This window comes from Janthinobacterium sp. GW822-FHT07A03, from assembly GCF_058798815.1.
Window position 1 is genome coordinate 1 of the sequence record NZ_JBXAKW010000013.1, and the last position, 19,672, is coordinate 19,672.

General features: G+C 64.4%; 15 protein-coding genes. 9 read left to right on the forward strand and 6 right to left on the reverse strand.

Annotated features, from left to right (window positions below; genetic code table 11):
- Nucleotides 1-104: 104 nt before the first annotated feature.
- The 5 genes from AC1RJW_RS27185 to AC1RJW_RS27205 are packed head-to-tail and all read right to left on the reverse strand — an operon-like array spanning nt 105 to nt 9,361.
- Nucleotides 105-833, reverse strand: coding sequence for a YfaP family protein (locus AC1RJW_RS27185; protein ID WP_493047668.1), 729 nt, complete (start codon nt 831-833; stop codon nt 105-107).
- Nucleotides 834-862: 29 nt separating this feature from the next.
- Entirely contained in the window at nt 863-2,554 is a 1,692-nt protein-coding gene (locus AC1RJW_RS27190) for a DUF2300 domain-containing protein (RefSeq protein ID WP_493047669.1), read from the reverse strand.
- Entirely contained in the window at nt 2,554-7,095 is a 4,542-nt protein-coding gene (locus tag AC1RJW_RS27195) for an alpha-2-macroglobulin family protein (protein WP_493047670.1), read from the reverse strand. The genes AC1RJW_RS27190 and AC1RJW_RS27195 overlap by 1 nt, the downstream gene beginning before the upstream one ends.
- The gene (locus AC1RJW_RS27200; protein ID WP_493047671.1) at nt 7,092-7,757 is read right to left on the reverse strand and encodes a DUF1175 family protein; all 666 of its coding nucleotides are present in this window, start codon (nt 7,755-7,757) and stop codon (nt 7,092-7,094) included. Before AC1RJW_RS27200 ends, AC1RJW_RS27195 begins: the two co-directional genes overlap by 4 nt.
- Nucleotides 7,754-9,361 carry a DUF2138 family protein gene (locus tag AC1RJW_RS27205; protein WP_493047672.1) on the reverse strand — a complete coding sequence of 536 codons (1,608 nt, stop codon included), beginning with the start codon at nt 9,359-9,361 and terminating at the stop codon, nt 7,754-7,756. Before AC1RJW_RS27205 ends, AC1RJW_RS27200 begins: the two co-directional genes overlap by 4 nt.
- Before the next feature lie 134 nt (nt 9,362-9,495).
- On the opposite strand from AC1RJW_RS27205, the gene AC1RJW_RS27210 reads away from it, so the two are divergent.
- The 9 genes from AC1RJW_RS27210 to AC1RJW_RS27250 all read left to right on the forward strand — a co-directional run bounded on the left by AC1RJW_RS27210 (nt 9,496) and on the right by AC1RJW_RS27250 (nt 18,201).
- Entirely contained in the window at nt 9,496-11,016 is a 1,521-nt protein-coding gene (locus AC1RJW_RS27210) for a B12-binding domain-containing radical SAM protein (RefSeq protein WP_493047673.1), read from the forward strand.
- Nucleotides 11,017-11,073: 57 nt separating this feature from the next.
- A complete protein-coding gene (locus AC1RJW_RS27215; protein ID WP_493047675.1) occupies nt 11,074-12,207 on the forward strand; it encodes an MlaE family ABC transporter permease in 1,134 nt (377 codons plus the stop codon).
- Nucleotides 12,207-13,109 carry an ABC transporter ATP-binding protein gene (locus AC1RJW_RS27220; RefSeq protein ID WP_493047677.1) on the forward strand — a complete coding sequence of 301 codons (903 nt, stop codon included), beginning with the start codon at nt 12,207-12,209 and terminating at the stop codon, nt 13,107-13,109. Before AC1RJW_RS27215 ends, AC1RJW_RS27220 begins: the two co-directional genes overlap by 1 nt.
- Nucleotides 13,109-14,068: an MlaD family protein gene (locus tag AC1RJW_RS27225; RefSeq protein ID WP_493047678.1), complete on the forward strand. Its 960-nt coding sequence runs from the start codon at nt 13,109-13,111 to the stop codon at nt 14,066-14,068. The genes AC1RJW_RS27220 and AC1RJW_RS27225 overlap by 1 nt, the downstream gene beginning before the upstream one ends.
- Nucleotides 14,069-14,080: 12 nt before the next feature.
- Entirely contained in the window at nt 14,081-14,698 is a 618-nt protein-coding gene (locus AC1RJW_RS27230) for an ABC-type transport auxiliary lipoprotein family protein (RefSeq protein ID WP_493047679.1), read from the forward strand.
- Entirely contained in the window at nt 14,695-15,882 is a 1,188-nt protein-coding gene (locus tag AC1RJW_RS27235; protein ID WP_493047680.1) for a VanZ family protein, read from the forward strand. Before AC1RJW_RS27230 ends, AC1RJW_RS27235 begins: the two co-directional genes overlap by 4 nt.
- A 40-nt stretch (nt 15,883-15,922) precedes the next feature.
- The gene (locus AC1RJW_RS27240) at nt 15,923-16,240 is read left to right on the forward strand and encodes a (2Fe-2S) ferredoxin domain-containing protein (RefSeq protein WP_034781335.1); all 318 of its coding nucleotides are present in this window, start codon (nt 15,923-15,925) and stop codon (nt 16,238-16,240) included.
- Nucleotides 16,241-16,288: 48 nt separating this feature from the next.
- Nucleotides 16,289-16,942: an alpha/beta hydrolase gene (locus AC1RJW_RS27245; protein ID WP_475415117.1), complete on the forward strand. Its 654-nt coding sequence runs from the start codon at nt 16,289-16,291 to the stop codon at nt 16,940-16,942.
- A gap of 113 nt (nt 16,943-17,055) precedes the next feature.
- On the forward strand, nt 17,056-18,201 hold the full coding sequence (locus tag AC1RJW_RS27250) for a D-alanyl-D-alanine carboxypeptidase family protein (RefSeq protein ID WP_475415118.1): 1,146 nt from the start codon (nt 17,056-17,058) through the stop codon (nt 18,199-18,201).
- A 71-nt stretch (nt 18,202-18,272) separates the two neighbouring features.
- Here AC1RJW_RS27250 and AC1RJW_RS27255 read toward each other — a convergent pair whose 3' ends face one another.
- Complete coding sequence (locus AC1RJW_RS27255) at nt 18,273-19,670, reverse strand: cytochrome c (RefSeq protein WP_493047681.1); 1,398 nt, start codon at nt 19,668-19,670, stop codon at nt 18,273-18,275.
- Nucleotides 19,671-19,672: the final 2 nt, after the last annotated feature.

The following is a 19,672-nucleotide window of genomic DNA, read 5'->3' on the forward strand; positions in this document are numbered from 1 at the left end:
ACGTCCGTCAACTCCTTCTTTTTCTCACTATACTCAGCATTTGCATGCGTCGTTCAGCGAGGGGGCGAATTATAGCCAAGCAACAGCGTGTCCGCAAGAGCCATTTATGGCAAGACGAACGATTTCACCAAGGTCAGCTCGCCGGCGGCCCGCATCGGCACCTGGAAGCTCTGCAGCTTTTCCCGCGGCGTACCTTCATTGGTGATGATCGACAGGCGGGCGACGGTCAGCATGGCGGTATTCTCGCCGCTGCCGTAGTAATTGACGTAGGCGTGATAATTGCCCTTCAGGGGCGCCGCGCTGGAAAAGATTTCCGGGCCATAGCCGGTGGTCACGTCCACGTCCAGCGCGCCGCCATCTTTCAAGACACGGTTGCCGTACCAGGCGTGGCCGCCGTCCGGCGTGACCACATGCAGATCGAGGTCGGTGCCGGCGCTGTCCCACGACAGCACGATACGCAAGCGCGCTTGCGTCTTGCCCTGGTAGCTGTCGACAAACTGGGTGCGCGCGCGGCTCCTGCCATCGGGCGAGCGCACCTCCACGCTGTTCGAGCCGCTGCCAAAGCCATAGGGGCGGCCGTAGCTGCCATCCTCGCCCACCTCCATCGGCATCGCCACGCCATTGACCACCAGAGTAGCGGGCTTGCCCTTGACGGCGCCCGCGATACGCCCCCGTATCTGCGCCGTCTCGGCCTGGCCCGGCTGCAGGTTGACCGACGCGGCGGGGTAATTGACCGCTTGCGTGTATTCCTCCTGCGCGCTGGCCGAATTACGCCAGCCGCCCTTCGGTGCATCGATGGTGACCTGGGCCTGCGCCCAGAGTGGCAATAGCATCAGGGGAATCGCGCAACGGATATAAAAGTTCACAGGGCCTCCAGGTTAAGGTCGACGAGCCGGCGGGCCAGCCGCTCGACATATTCTTCGTCCTGGCCGCGTGGATGATGGCGCAGGCCAAGGTGCAAATATTCATGGGCCAAGGTGATGCGGTCTTCGCGCGTGGCCAGCGGGCGCATGAAGATGCGGTTGCGCGACTGCTCCGAATACGGCGCGCCGCTGGACAGGGCACACACCAGCGGCGCTTGCGGCGGCGCCTCGTAACCGGCTTCGCGCAGCAGCACGCGCCGCCAGCGCGGTACGGACCGCGCCAGCCAATCCTCGTTCTGCGCCAGGCGACGGCAACGCGCGCCGGTATTGCCAACGGTGCTCAGCGCGCCGCCGGGATAAGCCGCCGCCAGCAATTCATCATAGTGCTTGCCCTGTTTCGCCTGGCGTACCGCCTCGCTCCACGCCATCGTGCCCTCGGACGCTTGGTTGCTGTGATAGCGCACGGTGACCCCATCGACGATCAGCTGGTCGGTCCAGCGCGCAATCGCCAGCGCCGCCGGCGTAGCGGGGCTGGGACTGACGCGCTGGGTCGCGCTGCTGTCGGCGATCTGCTGGCAGCCCGCCACGGTCACCGCGTTCTGCTGCAGATACGTGCGCGCGGCAATCGCCAGCGCCTTGGCCGCTTCCGGCTCATTCGCACTCGCTTCGCGGTCGAGCACCCGCGCCACATATTCATTGACGCCGAAGCGGCCGCGCAATTGCGGGCGGCCTCCCTGCTCTTGTACCAGCATCAACTCGCCGCTGCTGCGCAAGGCGAGGTTCTGGCCATTTTCAAATTGCACATGGTAGCGGCCATTCAGCGGACCAGGTAGCGCCACACCACGCTCGCCGCGCACGGCGCGGATCGGATAGCGCTTGAAGTAATCGACCACCACGCAACCGCCATCGTCGGCCGCACCGACTGGCGGCAGACTGGCGGCCAGCCTGGGCGCCCACTGCTCAAAGACATTGCTGCTGCCGCCTGCGCCGCCAAACCAGATCGGCGTGCCATCGGCCAGCCAGCCGGCCGCGCCGCCAATCCGTTCGTCTGCCCGGCGCTGCTCGTGCCAGGAATACGTCTTTACGCGCAACTGGCTGCCGAACCAGCGCGCCGTACCAGCGCCGCGCCCACTGCGACCATCGAGCACCACGCGCAACAAGGCCGCTTCGGCGTCCACGCGGCTGGCGGCCGGGATGCTGCCCAACGCGCGCAACAGGCTGTCCAGGCGTACCAGGCGCCCCGGCGCCAGCTGCGCGGGGTCCGCCAGCCAGGCAAAGTCGCCTGCCGGGGCGCTACCTAAACGGACGGTCCAGTATGTGCGCCACAGCGCGGCCGTGATCATCAGGCGCTGGGGAGAGAAGAAAGGGCCGCAGGACTGCGCCAGCGCCGCATCGTGGCCGATGTTCTGGCCCGCATCGCAGCAATACACTTCTTCCGGATCGCGGCCGCCGCAGCGGTAGTCGGGCATCGCCACCTTGTTATCGCTGGCGTAGACATACACGAACAGCTTCCACAGGCTGGCCAGCGGCACTTGCCGCGCGCCGTCAAACGGCAGCGGCGCTGCGCCGCCCTGACGCAGCTGGCGCACCTCCATCTTGCCGTCGCGCCACCAGGCCACGTCCAATGAAGCCGACCAGGCAGGCATGGCCAGCAGCAGGGCCGCCATCAATACTGGACGTACAAAGCGCATCACTCGACCTTCAGCGCGCGCGTGCTCTTGCCGCCGCCCTCGAGCGCTTTCTGCTCCGGCTGGTACATGCGGTAAAAGCGCGCCGGCGGCAGCACATAGCTGCCCTTCTGCGCGAAGCGCAGCAAATGGCGCACGGTCACGGCGCCTTCCAACGGCTCGACCGGCACCGCGTAACCGTCGCGACGCTCCGTGTGGCGCGCGCGTTCCAGCGCGGCCGGCTTGTCGCCCGCCATGACCATGCCCCAGGTCGTCGATTCCACCATGGCGCCCGGCGGCAGCGCCACTTCCAGCAAGCCAAAGCGGTGTTTCGCGCCCGGCGCTGCTTTCAAGGTGATTTCATCGAGGTAGAGCGCGTCCGTGCTCACCGTTTCGCCCGGCTTGACCAGCTCCGTCGTGTAGCCGCCCTTGCCCGCCTTCATGCGCAGGATGCGACGTTCGACGGCGACCGGCAAGGTCTGCGCTTCGGCTGCGTAGCTGTCGTACTGCACCACAGCCGCCGTGCCGGCCGGCGCCGGTGCAGCGAGACGCAGTTTGTCAGGCACGCCCTTGGCGTCAAGCCAGCGCCACAACGGCTGGCCGCTGCGGCTGTCGCGTTTTTGCCAGGCGCCGTCCGGCGCGACGGCCGGCCCCTTGCCGAACGATACGCCGCCCAGCTTCTTTTGCACCCACATCAACGTCATCGCGCGGTCCAGAGTCGGCATCTCGGCGCGCACGCCGGCCAGCACCGCGTCGGCCTGCGATGGCGGCACTTCACCGGCCAGCATCAGCAAGGCTTGCGCCACCGGCGCTTTGGACTCGCGCAAGACTTGCCAGGCGCTGGCCACTTGCAACTGCAGCGAATGCGGCAAGGCGATGCCATTCTGGCTGGCGACCAGCGCCACCAGGCCAAGGCTCATCGCTTGTGCTTCGCGGTCAGATGCCCCGCCCAGCAGCAGGCTGCCGCTGTCGCCCGCCTGGCGCGGCTTGCCGCCCAGGACGGCGATGGCGCTGTCGTCGACCAGGCCCGCAGCCAGCGTCTGCGTGGGCAAGCCCATCTCGTGCGCCATCCACAGCACCAGCGCGCGGTCGCCCATCGCATCCTTCAAGCCATGCTCGCTGTAGACGGCCAGCAGCTTGTTCCAGTGCTCGGGCGGCAGTTCGATGTGCAGCGCGCGCGCCGCGTACCAGTCGGCGTAATAAGCGTACGCCGTCATCAGGGCATTGCCGGCCGTGGCGTTGCCCCACCAGCCGAAGACGGCGTTCGGGCCGGCCATCGAGACCAGGCGCAGGCGCTGCGCCGTGAGCAGCGTTTGCAGGGCGCCCGCGTCCGGCCCCAGGCTTTGCGTGGCCAGCGCCAGCGGAATCAAGCGGCTGGCCGTCTGCTCGACGCAGCCATACGGATAGTCGATCAGGTCGTCGGCAATGCGCGCAAACTGGCTGGCTGCTCCCTGCGTGAACGAGACGCGGAGATTGCGCGCGTCGGCCGGCAGCTTGAGCGGCATATCACCGGTGACGCCATCGAGCGGCAGCACCAGCGAGCGCGGGCTGCTCCAGGCGGCGGGCAAGGTTTGCATGACCGCCTCTAACGCGTCGACCAGCTTGCCGTTCTGTTTCAGCTCCAGGCGCAGCGGCCCGCTAGCGCCAGCAGCGAGCGGAAACTCGACGTAGTTGACGCCCGGTTTGGCGGACAGCTTTTCCGTCTTCGGCTGCGCGCCGCCCGAGAGGACGACGTCGAGCGCCTGCTCCTTGCCCGTCTGGTTGAACACGGCCACCGAAGCGCGCGGCGCATCGCCGGCACGCATCCAGTCGGGCGCCGTCCACTTGGCATAGAAGTTTTTGTCGGAGCGCAGATAGGCGGTGCGCTGGCCCACGCGCCCCTGCTCATCCATCGCGCGGCCCGTGATGCGCCAGCGGGTCAGCGCGTCGGGCATGGTGAAGCTCACGCGCGCGTTGCCGTTGGCGTCGGTCTTCAGCGATGGCGCCCAGTAGGCCGTATCGATATTGTCGCGGCGCGGACGTTCAAGCACCTTGACGCCGCGTTCGTTGTAGTTGTGGCGCGCGGGCGCGCCGGCCGTGCGGCCCTGCGCCATGTCGTAGCTGATGAAGGACAGGCTGGCCGTGGTGCGCACGTTGTTACGGCGCGGATGGTAGAAGAAGTCGCCGATGTCCGGCGCGATTTCCGGCTGCAGCACATAGATCATTTCATCGACGACGCCCAGCGCCACCAGGGTGCTCACGGGCTTGCCGTCCAGCGTGGCCTTGACGTCCAGCGTGACCTTTTCACCCGGCTGGTAGACCTCCTTGTCGCTCTTGAACTGCAGCGCGATGCGCGGTTCGATCACTTGCAGGCCGGCGTTCTCGAACACGAAATCGCCATTGCGGGTATACGCCACCGAGAACGTCATGTTCGGGCCATGCTCTTCTTTTACCGGGATGCGCACTCTCCACTGCCGCGGCGCCACGCGCTTCGCCTGGTACCAATCGGCGGCGCCGGCCATCAAGCCATGGTGTTCCACCTTGTCGCGCTCGAGCGTCAGCAGCGCCTGGTCGACCTTGTCGGAGAAGGTGATCAGCGCCTCGGCAATGTCGCCCGGGCGGTAGCGGGCGCGGTCCAGCACGATCTCGATGCTGCCCGGCGTCGTCTGCACGCCATCGCCGGCGACCCAGTGGCTGGCGGCGGCCAGCAGGTTGCCCCGTTCGTCGCGCAGCGCCAGCTGATACGAGCCGGAGGCCGGGAATGTCACGTCCCAGCCCTTGGCGTTTGGATCGAAGGCGCCCTCGGTCTTGCTCTGTTTTTCCAGCGGCACCATCTCCCAGCGCACGGGCTTTGCCGCGCCCTGGCCATCGGCCAGCAAATCGAAATGCACGTTTTGTCCCGGATCGGAAAACTGGCGCGTCGCCTTCAACTGATAGCTGCTGTTCGAGCGTTCGATCATCAGCTCGCGCGTCGCCTTGACGCGGTAGGCCGCGCCATCGGTCGCCAGCACAGTCAAGATGTAGCGCGACGGATCGGCGGCGGGCGGCAGGGTGAAGTCCACATTGCCGCTGCCGTCGCTCGTCACTTCCTCGGTCTTCAGGGCCACCGGGAACAGGCCGCTGTAACGCAGTTCCCCCTCGACCATGGTGTTTTGCTGGCCGCGCAAGGATAAGGTCATCTTCGCGTTTTTTACGGGTTTGCCATCGGGGTAGCGCAGCGCGATGCTGCCCTTGACCACCTCGCCCGTCTTGAATTCCGGTTTCGATGGCTGGACGTTGATTTCAAAGTGCGGCTTGACGTATTCGGCCACGCGGAAGGCCGCGCCATACACGCCATCCTTGTAATTGAAACGCAGTTCATAGCCGCCGGCGGTCGCTTCCGTCGGCAGGCGGAAACGCGTGTCGGCGCCCGTGTCGCCGGACAGCTGCAGCGTTTGCGTCAAGAGCGGCGTGCCGTTCGGATTGAGCACGCTCAAGCTGATCGGCGCAGCGCTTGCCGCCTGCGAGGCGCGCGCCGAGGTGAATTCGCGGCCCAAAAACTTGACGTTGACCTCGTCGCCTGGCCGGTACAAGGGCCGGTCCGTCACGGCATAAATCTTGGTGTTATAGATTTCGCTGTCATAGTAAAAATTCTCGGACACGAACACGCCGCCCGCGCCGTCCTGGCCCAGCACATACGTGTGTTCGGGGCTGCCGCGCTCGAGCGACGCGACGCCATCAAAGCCCGTCACGGCCGACTGCATCACGCCGGTGCCGTCCGTCCACGCCACGCTGACGCCGGCCACGGCGGCGCTGTTGTCGCGCCGCGCCGTCCATACCAGCATCTGGCCGGAAGAGACCTTGGTGACGGCCACCGTGTCCGACACGAACACCAGGGTGGTGGCGCGGTGCTCGCCGATGATCGCTTCGACCAGGTACAGGCCCGGCTTGCGTTTGCCCAGCGGGATCATCACATTGCCGGCGCCGGCGACGATGAAGTCGCTGCTGGAGCCATCGAGCTTGACGCCTTTCGGTGGCGCGATGGCCTTGGCTTGCCAGATCGGATAGCGGAAGCTGTCGACCAGTTCCATGCCCTTGATCGGCTTGTACTGCGGGTGGTTGGCGAACACGGTCGGCTTGCGGATCGCGTCCTTCGTCGCCAGCTGCGGCTGTTCTTTCGTGACCGCGAGGCGCGCCTCGCCGGAAAACAGCTTGCGCCAGGCCAGGCGCGACTGCTTCCACCAGCTATCCCACAGAAAGCTCAAGGTGTTGGCCAGGCCTTCGCCCTGGTAATTGCCCTCGACCTGGATGCGGTGCAGATTGCGCTGCTTTTTCAGGAATTCCATCGCTTCGGGCACGCGGTAGACGACGATATCGGCGCCCGAATACGCTTCCAGGTTCATGCGCCCCATGTCGCGCCCGGGCACCTCGAGCCGCACACGTGCCTCGTCGCTGCTGCCGTAGCTGGCGTCGGACAGCAAAAAGAAGGGCTCGCCCTTGAAGGTGCTGTAATTGCTGGGTTCGCGTTCCTGCGCGGAGGCGCCGCCAATGAGGACCAAGGCCAGCAGGCTGGCAAAGAACAGCTTCATGACAAAAATCGGCCTCATGATAAAAACGCCAGCCGGAACACCCCGGCGAAATTCGGATTGTTGACCACAGGTTGCCACCGCGTGTCCTTCCAGCTCGTGAGTTCTTTGATATCGACGGTCCGCAGACCATTGTCGTCGGGGGTGACGGTGCCGGTGTGGTAGGCGATGCGCGCGCCCATCCAGACCATCAGGTGCTGTTCGTCGCCCTGGTCGAAAAACAGCAGGTCGCCGGGCAGCGCCTGGCTGATTTCGCGGGCGATGAAACGGCTGTTGTGCTGCACCAGCGCCAGCGCCGTGACGAAGTGGCCGATGCCGCCGCCCGTCTGCACCCAGCGGTTGCGCAGGCCTGCCTGGCTTGCATCGAGTTCCAGCTCGGGCGGCAAGCGCCGGTCGCTGGCGATGCCGTTCGCGCGCAGCCACTTCGCGTCGTGCACGGTGAGCGCTTCGTTGACGGCAAAGCGCACCAGGCCGGCGCAATCGCGGTGCGTCCAGCGCGGCGACGGTCCCCGTTCGATCTGCGCATTGACAATGCGCAACATCCAGGCCTGGAAAGCGCGGCTCTGGGCTTGCGACAGCAGTACTTGCGGCCCGGCGGCCGCGCGCAGCGCCCAGGCCTTGGGTGCAGCAACAGCGGCGACGCACACCGCCAGCGCAGCGCGCCGTCCATGCGACACCGTCATCGCGCCGTCTCCTGCCATTCCAGCATTTCCCACGAGGTGCCGCTGGCTGGCTGCCGCTTGAGCACCATGCGCAGCGGCGGATATCTTTTCAAGGCGTCCAGGCGCGGCACCAGGTGTTCGTTGGCGGCCGCGCGCAAGACCGGTTCGTTATTCGTCGGCAGGGTATCGAAGGCTTCCAGTTGGATCAAGCGGGCCAGCGACGCCGGCGCGATCAGGCCGATCGTGTGCGCGCCATCGGGCAGCAGGTCGCTGGCGGCAGGCGCCTGCTTGCGGCGCACGGCCAGCACCTGGTCGACCAGCTTGCCGTCGGCCGAGAAGACAACCGTATTGCCGGCCACGGCCAGCGCCGGTGTCGACTGACCCAGCGCCGTGGCGACACTGCGCTCCCAACGAATGGCGCCATCCTTGCCGGTGGTCTTGCGCACGGGGTCCTTGCCGCCGATGGCCGCCGCGAACAGGCTGCCATATACAGCGTCGTCGCCGGCTTGCGCGCTGCGCGTGGCCACGAAAACGGGCGTATGCAGGCGCGAATTGCCGTACCAGCAGGCGGCGGCAGGGCCTTGCAGGTGCCCGGCCAGCGGCACCACCGGCTCCGATGTCTTGCTCCCCAGGCGCTTGAGCACGGGCTGCAGCGCGGCCCAGTCCACCGGCACGCTGAAGCAGGCGCTCGGGTTATGCGGCAGCACGGGCCACAGGGCGCTGCTGTCATACGCACCGTTTTTCAGTTTATCGGCATTGAGCAGCACCTTCGATTGCCAGGCGCCCTGTTGAAAATCGAAGCGCAGCGCTTCGAGCGCGCCAAAGAAGGGCTGGTAACCGAACGACAGGAAGTCGGCCTTGACGGCGATGCTGTGTCCCTCGGGCGCAGCGCCGTCGAGGTGGAATTGCGCATGCAAGACGTTTTGTTTCGCCGGCTCCGGCGCCAGCAGGTTGGCCACTATTTTTTCAGCCGTGCCATCGCCATGCTTGCCGTCGCTGCCGCCGTACAGCATGCCGGGATGGGACAGGATGACCAGGCGCTGTCCATGCGCGGCAAACAGCAAGGTGCGCTGGTAGGCATAATTGAGCGCATACACGGGCACCTGGCCGCCATCGACGCGCAAGCTGCCGGCCACGCGCATCTGCGTATCCTTCAAGGCGATCTTGCCCGCTTCCTCGAGCAGGCGCGTCAACTGGCTGCGCGAGACGGCGATGGCGAAATGCTTGAGCGAGCCGTCGGCATCGCGCCACAAGGCCACTTCCGCCGGCTGGTCCAGCACCATGCGCAGCAGCTGGTCGCCCCAGCCCAATTCATGTTCATAGGCGATGCGGCGCAAGCTGCCCTTGAGGCCCAGCCGGTCTTCGCTTTGCTCGTAATAGAACAGGAAATCCTCGCGCAGCACGTCGCGCGCCAGCGGCACCGTCAACAGGTCGCGCGGCAAGGCCGACAGGCTTTTCGTGCGGACCAGCGCGTCGGGCCGCGATAAATCCAGCTTCAGGCCGTTGACCGGCCCCATCGCACCCCAGCCGAAGACCCGGTAGCCGACCAGCGCGGCCGCCACCAGCGCCACGCCGGCCAGCGCCCCGACCAGGACTTTTTTCGTGAATACTTTTTTCGCCAGCACCTTGTATCCTTTTTACTTGCCGAAAAATTGACAAGTTAGTAATTATTGACAAATGGTAACATGGCATTTGCGGCCGCAGCGCACAGCTGACGCGACAGCGTAAAATAGCGGTTTCGCCGATTCAAACGCCTCTCATGACCATCCTGCTCTCCACCCTGAACGCCCGCTACACCCACGCCTCGCTGGGATTGCGCTATCTGCTGGCCAATATGGGGCCGCTGCAAGCGCAGACGCGGCTGCAGGAATTCGTCATCGGCACGAAAACCACGGAACTGGTCGAGCGCATCCTCGTCAACAAGCCCCGCATCATCGGTTTTGGCGTATACATATGGAACGTCGAGGAAACGACGAAACTGGTTGCCATGCTCAAGCGCGTGGCGCCCGAGGTCATCATCGTGCTGGGCGGGCCGGAAGTGTCGCATGAGGCGGGCGAGCAGGAAATCGTCAAACTGGCCGATTACCTGATCACGGGCTGGGGCGATATCACCTTTCCCAAGCTGTGCGGCGAGATCCTCCACGGCCCGAAGCCGCTGATGAAGATCCATGCGGGCGTGCAGGCGCCGCTGGCGGAACTGCAGCTGCCCTACTCCTTGTATACAGACGACGATATCCGCCACCGCACGATCTACGTGGAAGCGTCGCGCGGCTGCCCGTTCAAGTGCGAATTCTGCCTGTCGGCGCTGGACAAGACGGCCTGGCCCTTCGCGCTGGAGAACTTCCTGGCCGAGATGGAGTCCCTGCATGCGCGCGGCGCGCGCCTGTTCAAGTTCGTCGACCGTACCTTCAACCTGAACGTCAAGACCAGTTTGAAGATCATGCAGTTCTTTTTAGACAAGATCGAAGCGAATCCGGACGATCCCATCTATGCCCACTTCGAGCTGGTGCCCGACCACCTGCCCGACGCCTTGAAAGAAGGCATCAGCAAGTTCCCGCCCGGCGCGCTGCAGTTCGAGATCGGCATCCAGAGTTTCAATCCGGACGTGCAATCGCTGGTCAGCCGCAAGCAGGACAATCAAAAGGCGGCCGATAACATCCGCTGGCTTTGCGAAGAATCAAACGCCCACCTGCACGTGGACTTGATCGCCGGCTTGCCGGGCGAGGATGAAGCGAGCTTTGCGGCCGGCTTCAACAAGCTGGTGGCCCTGAAACCGCATGAAATCCAGTTCGGCATCTTGAAGCGGCTGCGCGGCACGCCCATCATCCGCCACACGGAAAACTATGGCATGGTGTTCGACCCGCACCCGCCGTACACCATCCTGGCGAACAAACAGCTCGATTTCATGAGCATGCAGCGCCTCGTGCGCTTCGCCCGCTACTGGGACCTGGTGGCCAACTCGGGCCGCTTCGCCAATACCGTGCAATGGATGCTCGGCGATGCGCCGTTTGAAAACTTCATGGACTTTTCGAACTGGCTGTACGCCCACACGGACGCCACCCACCGCATCGCCATGGAGCGCCTGGCCAAGCTGGTGGCGCAATGGCTGCAGACGCGCGGCATGAGCGCGGCCGAGGCCAATGCCCTCGTGGCCAGCGACTATGCGGGCGGCGCACAGGCGGCCGCACATGCCAAGCCAAGCGAAGTGAGTACTAGCAACGCCAAGGTGCGTCCGGACGTCGCCCTGCCGCAGCGGCAGGCGCGCCACCTGGCGTCCTGAGGGGCGGGCGATTGAACAGCGGTGGCGGTCTGCGCCATTCTCCCTTAAACTGGCGCGATGCCGACTGTACAATCGCCGAAACTGACCCTCTCCCAGACCAGCTCCCAACAGGGAGCCGTCGTCACTGCCAGCGGCACCTGGCAGGTGCACGCGCTGGCGCATGACAATGCCATCAAGGCCATCGACGCCCAGCTCAAGCCCCTGCAGGGCGATACCAGAGCGCAATGGGATTTGTCGGCCATCGACAGCATGGACCATATCGGTGCCCAGCTGTTCTGGAATGCCTGGGGCAAGCAGCGCCCCGCGCAGCTGACCCTGGCGCCGTCGCAGGAAGAGTTTTTCCGGCGCATCGAAGAGACGGGACCGCTGCAAACGCCGCCGTCGCGCGCCAACCGCCTCACGCCCGTGATGAAGCTGGGCATGGCCATCTTGCTGTTTTTCGAACATTTGAAGGGCTTTATTGCCCTGGTCGGCCAGGTGACGCAGGATATCGGCCGCTTCGCGCGCCATCCCATGCGCGGGCCGTGGCGTGAAATTTCCGCCAATATCTTCCATGCGGGCTTCCAGGCGCTGGGCATCACGGCCCTGGTCGGCTTTTTGATCGGCGTCGTGCTGTCCTATCTTTCCGCGCAGCAACTACGCGCCTTTGGCGGCGATATTTACCTGGTCAACCTGCTCGGCATGAGCGTCATCCGCGAACTGGGGCCGCTCCTGGCAGCCATCCTCGTGGCCGGCCGCTCCGGCTCATCCATCACGGCCCAGCTGGGCGTCATGCGCGTCACGGAGGAGCTCGACGCCATGCTGGTGATGGGCATTTCGCACGGTTTCCGCCTGATCATGCCCAAAGTGCTGGCCCTGGCCATTTCCATGCCCCTGCTCGTCATCTGGACAGATACGGCCGCGCTGATCGGCGGCATGGTGGCGGCCAAGGTGGAACTGAATCTGTCGGCGCGCTACTTCATCCAGAAGCTGCCCGATGCCGTGCCGCTGGCCAATTACATGATCGGCCTGGGCAAGGGCGTGATCTTCGGCATGCTGATCGCCCTCGTTTCCTGCCACTTCGGCCTGCGCATCAAGGCGAATACGGAAAGCCTGGGGCGCGGCACCACCACCGCCGTCGTCACGGCCATCACCGTCGTGATCCTGGCCGACGCCGTGTTCGCCATCGTCTTCAATGGAGTGGGCTACTGATGGCGAACGACACCGATATCGCCTGCAAGGCGAGCGAGGGCCAGGACGGCCAGTTCAACCTGCATGGCGACGCGCCCGTGGTGGAAATCACCAATCTGTGGACCAAGTTCGGCCGCACCGTCGTGCACCAGGACTTGAACCTGGAAATCGAACGGGGCGAAATCCTCTCCATCGTGGGCGGCTCCGGCACGGGCAAGACGGTGCTGCTGCGCCAGATGCTGGGCCTGGAACATCCGGCGCGGGGCTGCGTCAAAGTCTTTGGCGAAGATATCAACAAGGCAAGTTCCGACCAGCTGCAGCAGCTGCGCAACCACTGGGGCATGCTGTTCCAGCAAGGCGCCCTGTATTCGGCCCTGACCGTGTTCGACAACGTGGCCCAGCCCATGCGCGAATTGCGCGTGCTGCCCGAGGCGCTGGTGCATGACGCGGTACTATTAAAGATGAACATGGTGGGCCTGGGTCCGGAACATGCGCTGAAAATGCCGTCGGACTTGTCTGGCGGCATGATCAAGCGCGTGGCCCTGGCGCGCGCCTTGGCGCTGGAGCCGAAGCTGCTGTTCCTGGACGAACCGACGGCGGGCCTGGACCCGGACTTGTCGGAAAGTTTTGTCTCCTTGATCCAGTCGCTGCACCGCGAGCTGGGCTTGACGGTCGTCATGGTCACGCATGACCTCGACACCTTGTTCGCCCTGTCCACGCGCATCGCCGTGCTGGCGGAAAAACACGTGATCGCCATCGGCCCCACGCGCGAGGTGATCGAAGTGGACCACCCGTTCATCAAGCAATTTTTCCTCGGCGACCGCGGCAAGCGCGCGCTGGCCGTCCTCGACGAAAAACAGGCGGCGGACAAGGCGGCGCAGCCAGGCGACGACGCCGGCACTGACAAGAAAGCGGAGAAGTAATGGAAAACAGATCACATGCCCTGATGACGGGATTTTTTACACTGACCCTGCTGGTGGCCGCCATCCTGTTCGGCGTCTGGTTCAACCGCGACCGCGTGGAACGGGTGCCCTACCTGCTCGCCACCACCCTGTCCGTGCCGGGCCTGAACCCGCAGGCGACCGTGCGCTACCGGGGCCTGGAAGTGGGCAAGGTCGACGCCATCGACTTCGACACGCAAAAGGCGGGGCAAATCCTCGTGCACATCAGCGTGGCGCCCGACACGCCCGTCACCAACACCACCTTTGCCACGCTCGGCTACCAGGGCGTGACGGGCATCGCCTACATCCAGCTCGACGACGAGCACGTGGGCTCGAAACTGCTGGGCACCAGCAAGGACAAGCCTTCGCTGATCCCCCTGCGCGCCGGCTTGCTCGACCAGCTGGAAAAACGGGGCAAGCGCATCCTCGACCAGGCCGAGCAGATCACCAATAAAGTGAATAATTTGCTCAGCCCCGACAACCAGGCGGCCATGCTGGGCGCCTTCACTGAAGTGGGCAAGGCGGCCAAGGCCTTTGGCGCCATTCCGCAGCAGCTGGAACCGACCCTGTCGCAATTGCCGCAACTGACGGAACAAACGCGCCAAACCTTGACGGCGGTCAGTACGGCCAGCAAGAACGTGTCGGACTTGACGGCCACGTGGAAAAAACTCGGTAACGACATCCAGGCGCCCGGCGGCGTGCTCGACAAGGTCAATGGCACGGTCGACCGGGTGGGCAATTCCGTGGAAACGGTGGCCAATGGCGTGTCCCTGGAAGTCTTGCCGCAAGTAATCGAGCTGAGCGGGGAGGCGCGCTCCTCGATGCGCGCCCTGAAAACCACCATGAGCACGCTCAATGAACAGCCGCAGAGCATCTTGTTCGGCGCCCCAGACATCCCGCCCGGCCCGGGCGAGCCCGGTTTTTCGGCACCGGGCAAATAAGGAGAACACAGCATGCCTATCCCACGCCATCTCACCGCACTCATCCTGGCCGGCGCTTTCCTGCTGGGCGGCTGCGCCAGCCGCGGCCCCGTGCCCACGTTCTATGATTTCGGCCCGGCCGCGCCGCCGGCAGCGGCAGCGCCAGCGGCCGCACCAGCCGTGCCCATGCTGGTGATCGCCGACGCCAACGGCCCTTCCTGGCTGGACAGCCAGCGCATGTATTACCGCCTGCTGTACGCCGACGCGCAGCAATCGCGGCCCTACGCCTACAACCGCTGGAACACGCCGCCGCTGCAACTCTTGAGCCAGCGCCTGAAGACGCGCGTGGCGCAAAGCGGCGTAAAAGTGCTGTCGACCACGGACGCGGCCGCCGGCATCCCGCTGCTGCGCATCGACGTCGATGATTTTTCGCAAGCGTTTGACACGCAGACGCAAAGCAGCGGCCATGTGTCGTTGCGCGCCTCGCTGTTCCGCGGCCACCGCCTGATCGACCAGAAAACCTTCAGCCGCAGCGGACCGGCCGGCAGCGCCGACGCGCAAGGCGGCGCGCAGGCGCTGGCGGCGGCATCGGATGCCATCGCCGCCGACCTGCTCACCTGGCTGGGCACGCTGAATATCCCGAAAGAATGACCGACCCCGCATCCCCCGCCAGCCCGGCGGCGCCGCTGCCGCCCGTCCGTTCCTCGCCCGTGTCGCGCGCGACCCTGCTCGCCTACGTCTTCCTGATCGTCTACGCGAGCTGGTTTCCCTTCACTGGCTGGCACAGCAATGGTCTGTCGCCGCTGACGTTCCTGGAAAACACGCGCATGCCCCGTTACTGGACGGGCTTCGATGTCGGCGTGAATATCGTCGGCTACATCCCGCTGGGCGCGCTGATCGTGTATTCGCTGTTTCCAAGAATTACTGGTTTCTTTGCCATTATCGTCGCCAGCCTGTGCGGCATGTTGATTTCCGGCAGCATGGAAGCCGTGCAAACCTATTTGCCCAGCCGCGTGTCGTCGAACCTCGATTTCTATACGAATGCGGCCGGCTGCTGCATCGGCTCCATCTTCGGCGCCTTGACGGCGCGCAAGCTGCTCGACCATAGCCATCTGTTCCGCCTGCGCCAGCGCTGGTTTGCCCAGCACGCCAGCCAGGGCCTGGTGCTGGTGGCCCTGTGGCCGCTGGCGCAGATCTATCCGCAAGGCTATCTGTTCGGCCTGGGCCAGTTGCTGCCCATCCTGTCGGACTGGCTGTCGCAGCTGACGGGCATCGACATCGACCTGGCCGCGTATCTGCGTCCCGACGTGATCTTAACGGTCGAGCAATATTGGCTTTCGGAAACGATCATCACGGCCTGCGGCATGACGGGCGCCGTGCTCACCTTGCTGTGCCTGCTGCGCCGCGCCGCGCCGCGCGCCATCCTGATGCTGACCCTGATCGCCGCCGCCCTGACCGTGCGTTCGATGGCCAGCGCGCTGCTGTTTTCGCCCGAAAACGCCTTCGTCTGGATCACGCCGGGCGCCCAGGGCGGCTTCTTGATCGGCCTGATCATGCTGGGCGGCCTGGCCTTCGCGCCGCACGTGGCGCAGCGCCGCATCGCGGCCGCCACCTTGCTGCTGAGCCTGGTGATGGTGAATACGACGCCGATCAACCCGTATTTCATGTCAACCTTGCAAGGCTGGGTACAAGGCAAGTTCCTCAACTTTAATGGCGCGGCGCAATTTTTGGCCTTGCTGTGGCCCTTCGTGGCCCTGTGGTTCCTGTGCCTGCCCTCGCACCGCCTGAACCGGCAGGACGATGTGCAGCGCCAGCGTCGCGAAGACCACCCATAAGCGCTATCATGGCGCATTGATGAATCAGCAGGAGCACAGTATGAGCGACGCACCGTATTTTGAACGCCACGTTTTTTTCTGCATGAACAAACGTGAAGATGGCCGCAACAGCTGCGGCGACCATGGCGCGGAAGCGGCGCAAAAGCATTGCAAGCGCCGCATCAAGGAACTCGACATGAATGGCGCGGGCAAGATCCGCATCAACCAGGCCGGCTGCATGGACCGCTGCGAGGAAGGCCCGCTGCTGGTGATCTACCCGGAAGCGACCTGGTACACCTATGTCGACACCAGCGATATCGATGAAATCATCGATACCCACCTGGTGGGTGGCAAGATCGTCGAACGTCTGAAAATCTAAGCCGCATATTTAATCCTAATTTAAGCCTACGCCACCAGTATGAGCATCATGAACAGAAACTCGGAAAAATTTACCCTCGCCGGCCATGCAGGCAGCATGGAAGGCTTGCTCGATTTCCCGGCAGACACTCCGCGCGGCATCGCCCTCGTTGCCCATCCGCACCCGCTGTACGGCGGCACGATGGATAACAAGGTCACGCAAACCCTGGCGCGCGCGTTTGTCGCCCTCGGTTACGTGGTGGCGCGCATCAATTTCCGTGGCGTGGGCGCCTCCGAAGGCGTACACGACCATGGCGCGGGCGAGACGGACGACATGCAGTTGCTGTATGAACACATGATCGGCCTGTACCCGGGCTTGCCCGTGGCCTTGTCCGGCTTCTCGTTCGGCACCTACGTGCAATCGAAACTGCAGGAACGCCTGGCCGCCGCCGGCACGCCCGCCGAGCGCCTGGCGCTGATCGGCAGCGCGGCCGGCAAATGGGCCATGGCCGACATTCCGGCCGACACCATTTTGATCCACGGCGAACTGGACGACACGATTCCCCTGTCCGCCGTCTTCGACTGGGCCCGTCCACAAGACATTCCCGTGATCGTGATCCCCGGCGCCGACCACTTTTTCCACCGCAAGCTCAACCACATCAAGAACCTCGTGATTGCGCTGTGGCATGGTGACAAACCCGCAATCGCAGCAGATGATCATTGAAGTGTGGGCTTACTACCGCCTCCACGGCTATAATTGATCCGTTTTTTCCACGCGGCCACGTACGCAGCAACTGCGTGGCCCTCAGCCTTCATCTTTTTCGCAGACCAGCCTCCATGAAAAAACTTTTAGCGGCACTGGCCTCCAGTGTACTTTTCCTATCCGCCGCCTACGCGCAAACCGTTCCAGCCCCGACCATCGCCGCCAAGTCCTGGCTGTTGCTTGACGCCACCAGTGGCCAGATCATTGCTTCGCAAGATCCGGACGCGCGCATCGAGCCGGCCTCGTTGACCAAGATCATGACGGCCTACCTGACGTTTGCCGCCATCCGCGAAAAGAAACTGGCGCTGGACCAGAAAGTGAACGTGTCCGTGCGCGCATGGAAAGTCGATTCGAGCAGCTCGAAGATGTTCATCGATCCGGCCACGCCCGTGTCGATCGACGACTTGCTGCACGGCCTGATGATTCAATCGGGTAACGACGCGGCCGTGGCGCTGGCTGAAGCCGTTGCCGGCGATGAAGGCACCTTCGTCGTGCTGATGAACCGCGAAGCGCAACGCATGGGTCTGAAAAACACGCGTTTTGCCAATCCGCATGGCTTGCCTAGCCCCGATAACTATTCCACGGCGCAAGACTTGTCCGTGCTGGCCAAGCGCGTGATCGCCGACTACCCGGAATTCTACAAAATCGATTCCATCAAAAGTTTCACATACAACAAGATCACCCAGCCTAACCGCAACCGCCTGCTGTGGCTGGACCCGACCGTCGATGGCATGAAGACGGGCCACACGGAAGCGGCCGGCTATTGCATGATCGCCTCGGCCCGCCGCCCAGGCGGCACCGGCGAACGCCGTTTGATCTCCGTGGTGCTGGGCACCTCGTCCGACCAGGCCCGTACGCAGGAAAGCCAGAAGCTGCTGAACTGGGGCTTCCAGAACTTCGATACGGTCAAGCTGTACTCGAAAGGCCAGGCCGTGGCCACGCCGGAAGTGTGGAAGGGCTCGAAAAGCACCGTGAAAATCGGCTTCGCCCGCGACGTGCTCGTCACCGTACCAAAAGGCACGGCTGCCAAGATGAAACCTGTGCTGGAACGCAAGGACCCGCTGGTGGCGCCATTGGCTGAAAACGCCCCTGTCGGCAAGCTGAAAATGATGGTCGACGACAAGGTCCTGCTGGAACTGCCCGTCGTGGCGCTGGAACCGATCAACCAGGCAACGATCTTCGGCCGCGCCTGGGATTCGATGCGCCTGTGGATGAAATAAGCCGTCAGCATTCCCCATAAAAAATGCCCGCAGATGCTGCGGGCATTTTTTTCGTCTTGCGCTACGTCAAATTACTTCAGCGGCGCATCCTTCAGGTGCGGCTGGCGTGCCACGGGCGGGAAAGTGCCATGGCGACCTGCGGCAAAGGTCGCTTCCGTCTGCGACGCCGCCACCGGCACGGACAGCTTGCGCACCTTGGCCACCTGCGCCGCCGTCACGGGCGTGCCGCGGTTGCCCCAGCTGGTCTGGATGAAGGTCACTACCTGTGCAGTTTGCTCATCATTGAAAATGTCGGCGTATGGCGCCATCGTCAGCGCCGACGGCGCCATACGCGTGGCCGGTACGGCGCCGCCCGACAGCACGATGTTGATGGCCGAGGTCGGATCGTTCGTCTGCAGCACGGCGTTACCGGCCAGCGCAGGGAAAGCCTTGTCGTAGCCCTTGCCGTCGGAACGGTGGCAACCGGCGCAGCGGTCCAGGTACAGTTGCGCGCCTTTTGAGTTGACGATGCCGCTGAACAATTGCTTGCCCAGCTTGTCGTCGGCCACGAAGGCGGGCGTGGCCGGGCTCGATGGCGGCAACGATTTCAGGTATTTCGCCATCGCCGCCAGGTCGCCATCCGTCATGTGCTGCATGGAATGGGCCACCACGTCGTTCATGGCGCCAAACGACGCCGTATGGCTGTTGCGGCCCGTTTTCAGGAATTCGGCGATCTCGGCCGCGCTCCAGCGCGCCAGACCGCCGCCATGTTCATTGCGCAAGGAGGGTACGGACCAGCCGTCGATCACGCCGCCGCCCGCCAGGTAGGTGGTATTGCCCTCATCCGTCAGCGATTTTTCCTGCATGCCGACGCCGCGCGCCGTGTGGCAGGCGCCGCAGTGGCCCAGGCCCTGCACCAGATAGGCGCCGCGCAGCAATTGCGCGTCGCCCGTCACTGGCACCTTGTAGGGCTGCGGCGTGGGGGCAAACGCCCAGCGCCAGATGGTCAGCGGGAAGCGCATCGACAGGGGCCATGGAATGTCGGCCGCCTTGTTCGGCGTCGGGTCCGCCTTCACGCCATGCATGAAATAGGCGTACAGCGCCTGCATGTCGGCTTCGCTCAGGCGCGAGTACGACGGATACGGCATGGCCGGATACACGGTGTAGCCGTGCTTGGTCACGCCGGTACGCATCAGCTTGTCGAAATCGGCAAAGCTCCAGTCGCCGATGCCGGCCTTCTTGTCGGGCGTGATGTTGGTGGAATACACCTTGCCGATCGGCGTTTCCATGCCCAGGCCGCCGGCGAACGGTTTACCCTGCGTGCCGGCCGTGTGGCAGGCGATGCAGTCACCGGCGCGGGCCAGGTATTCGCCCTGGCGTATCAGCTGGGCGTTGGGGGTGGTGGCGGTGGCCGTGGTGGCAGACCAGGCCGTACTTGAAGCGAGCGCCAGCAGCAGCGCGCCCACGGTATGGGTGAATGTGTTGTTCATCT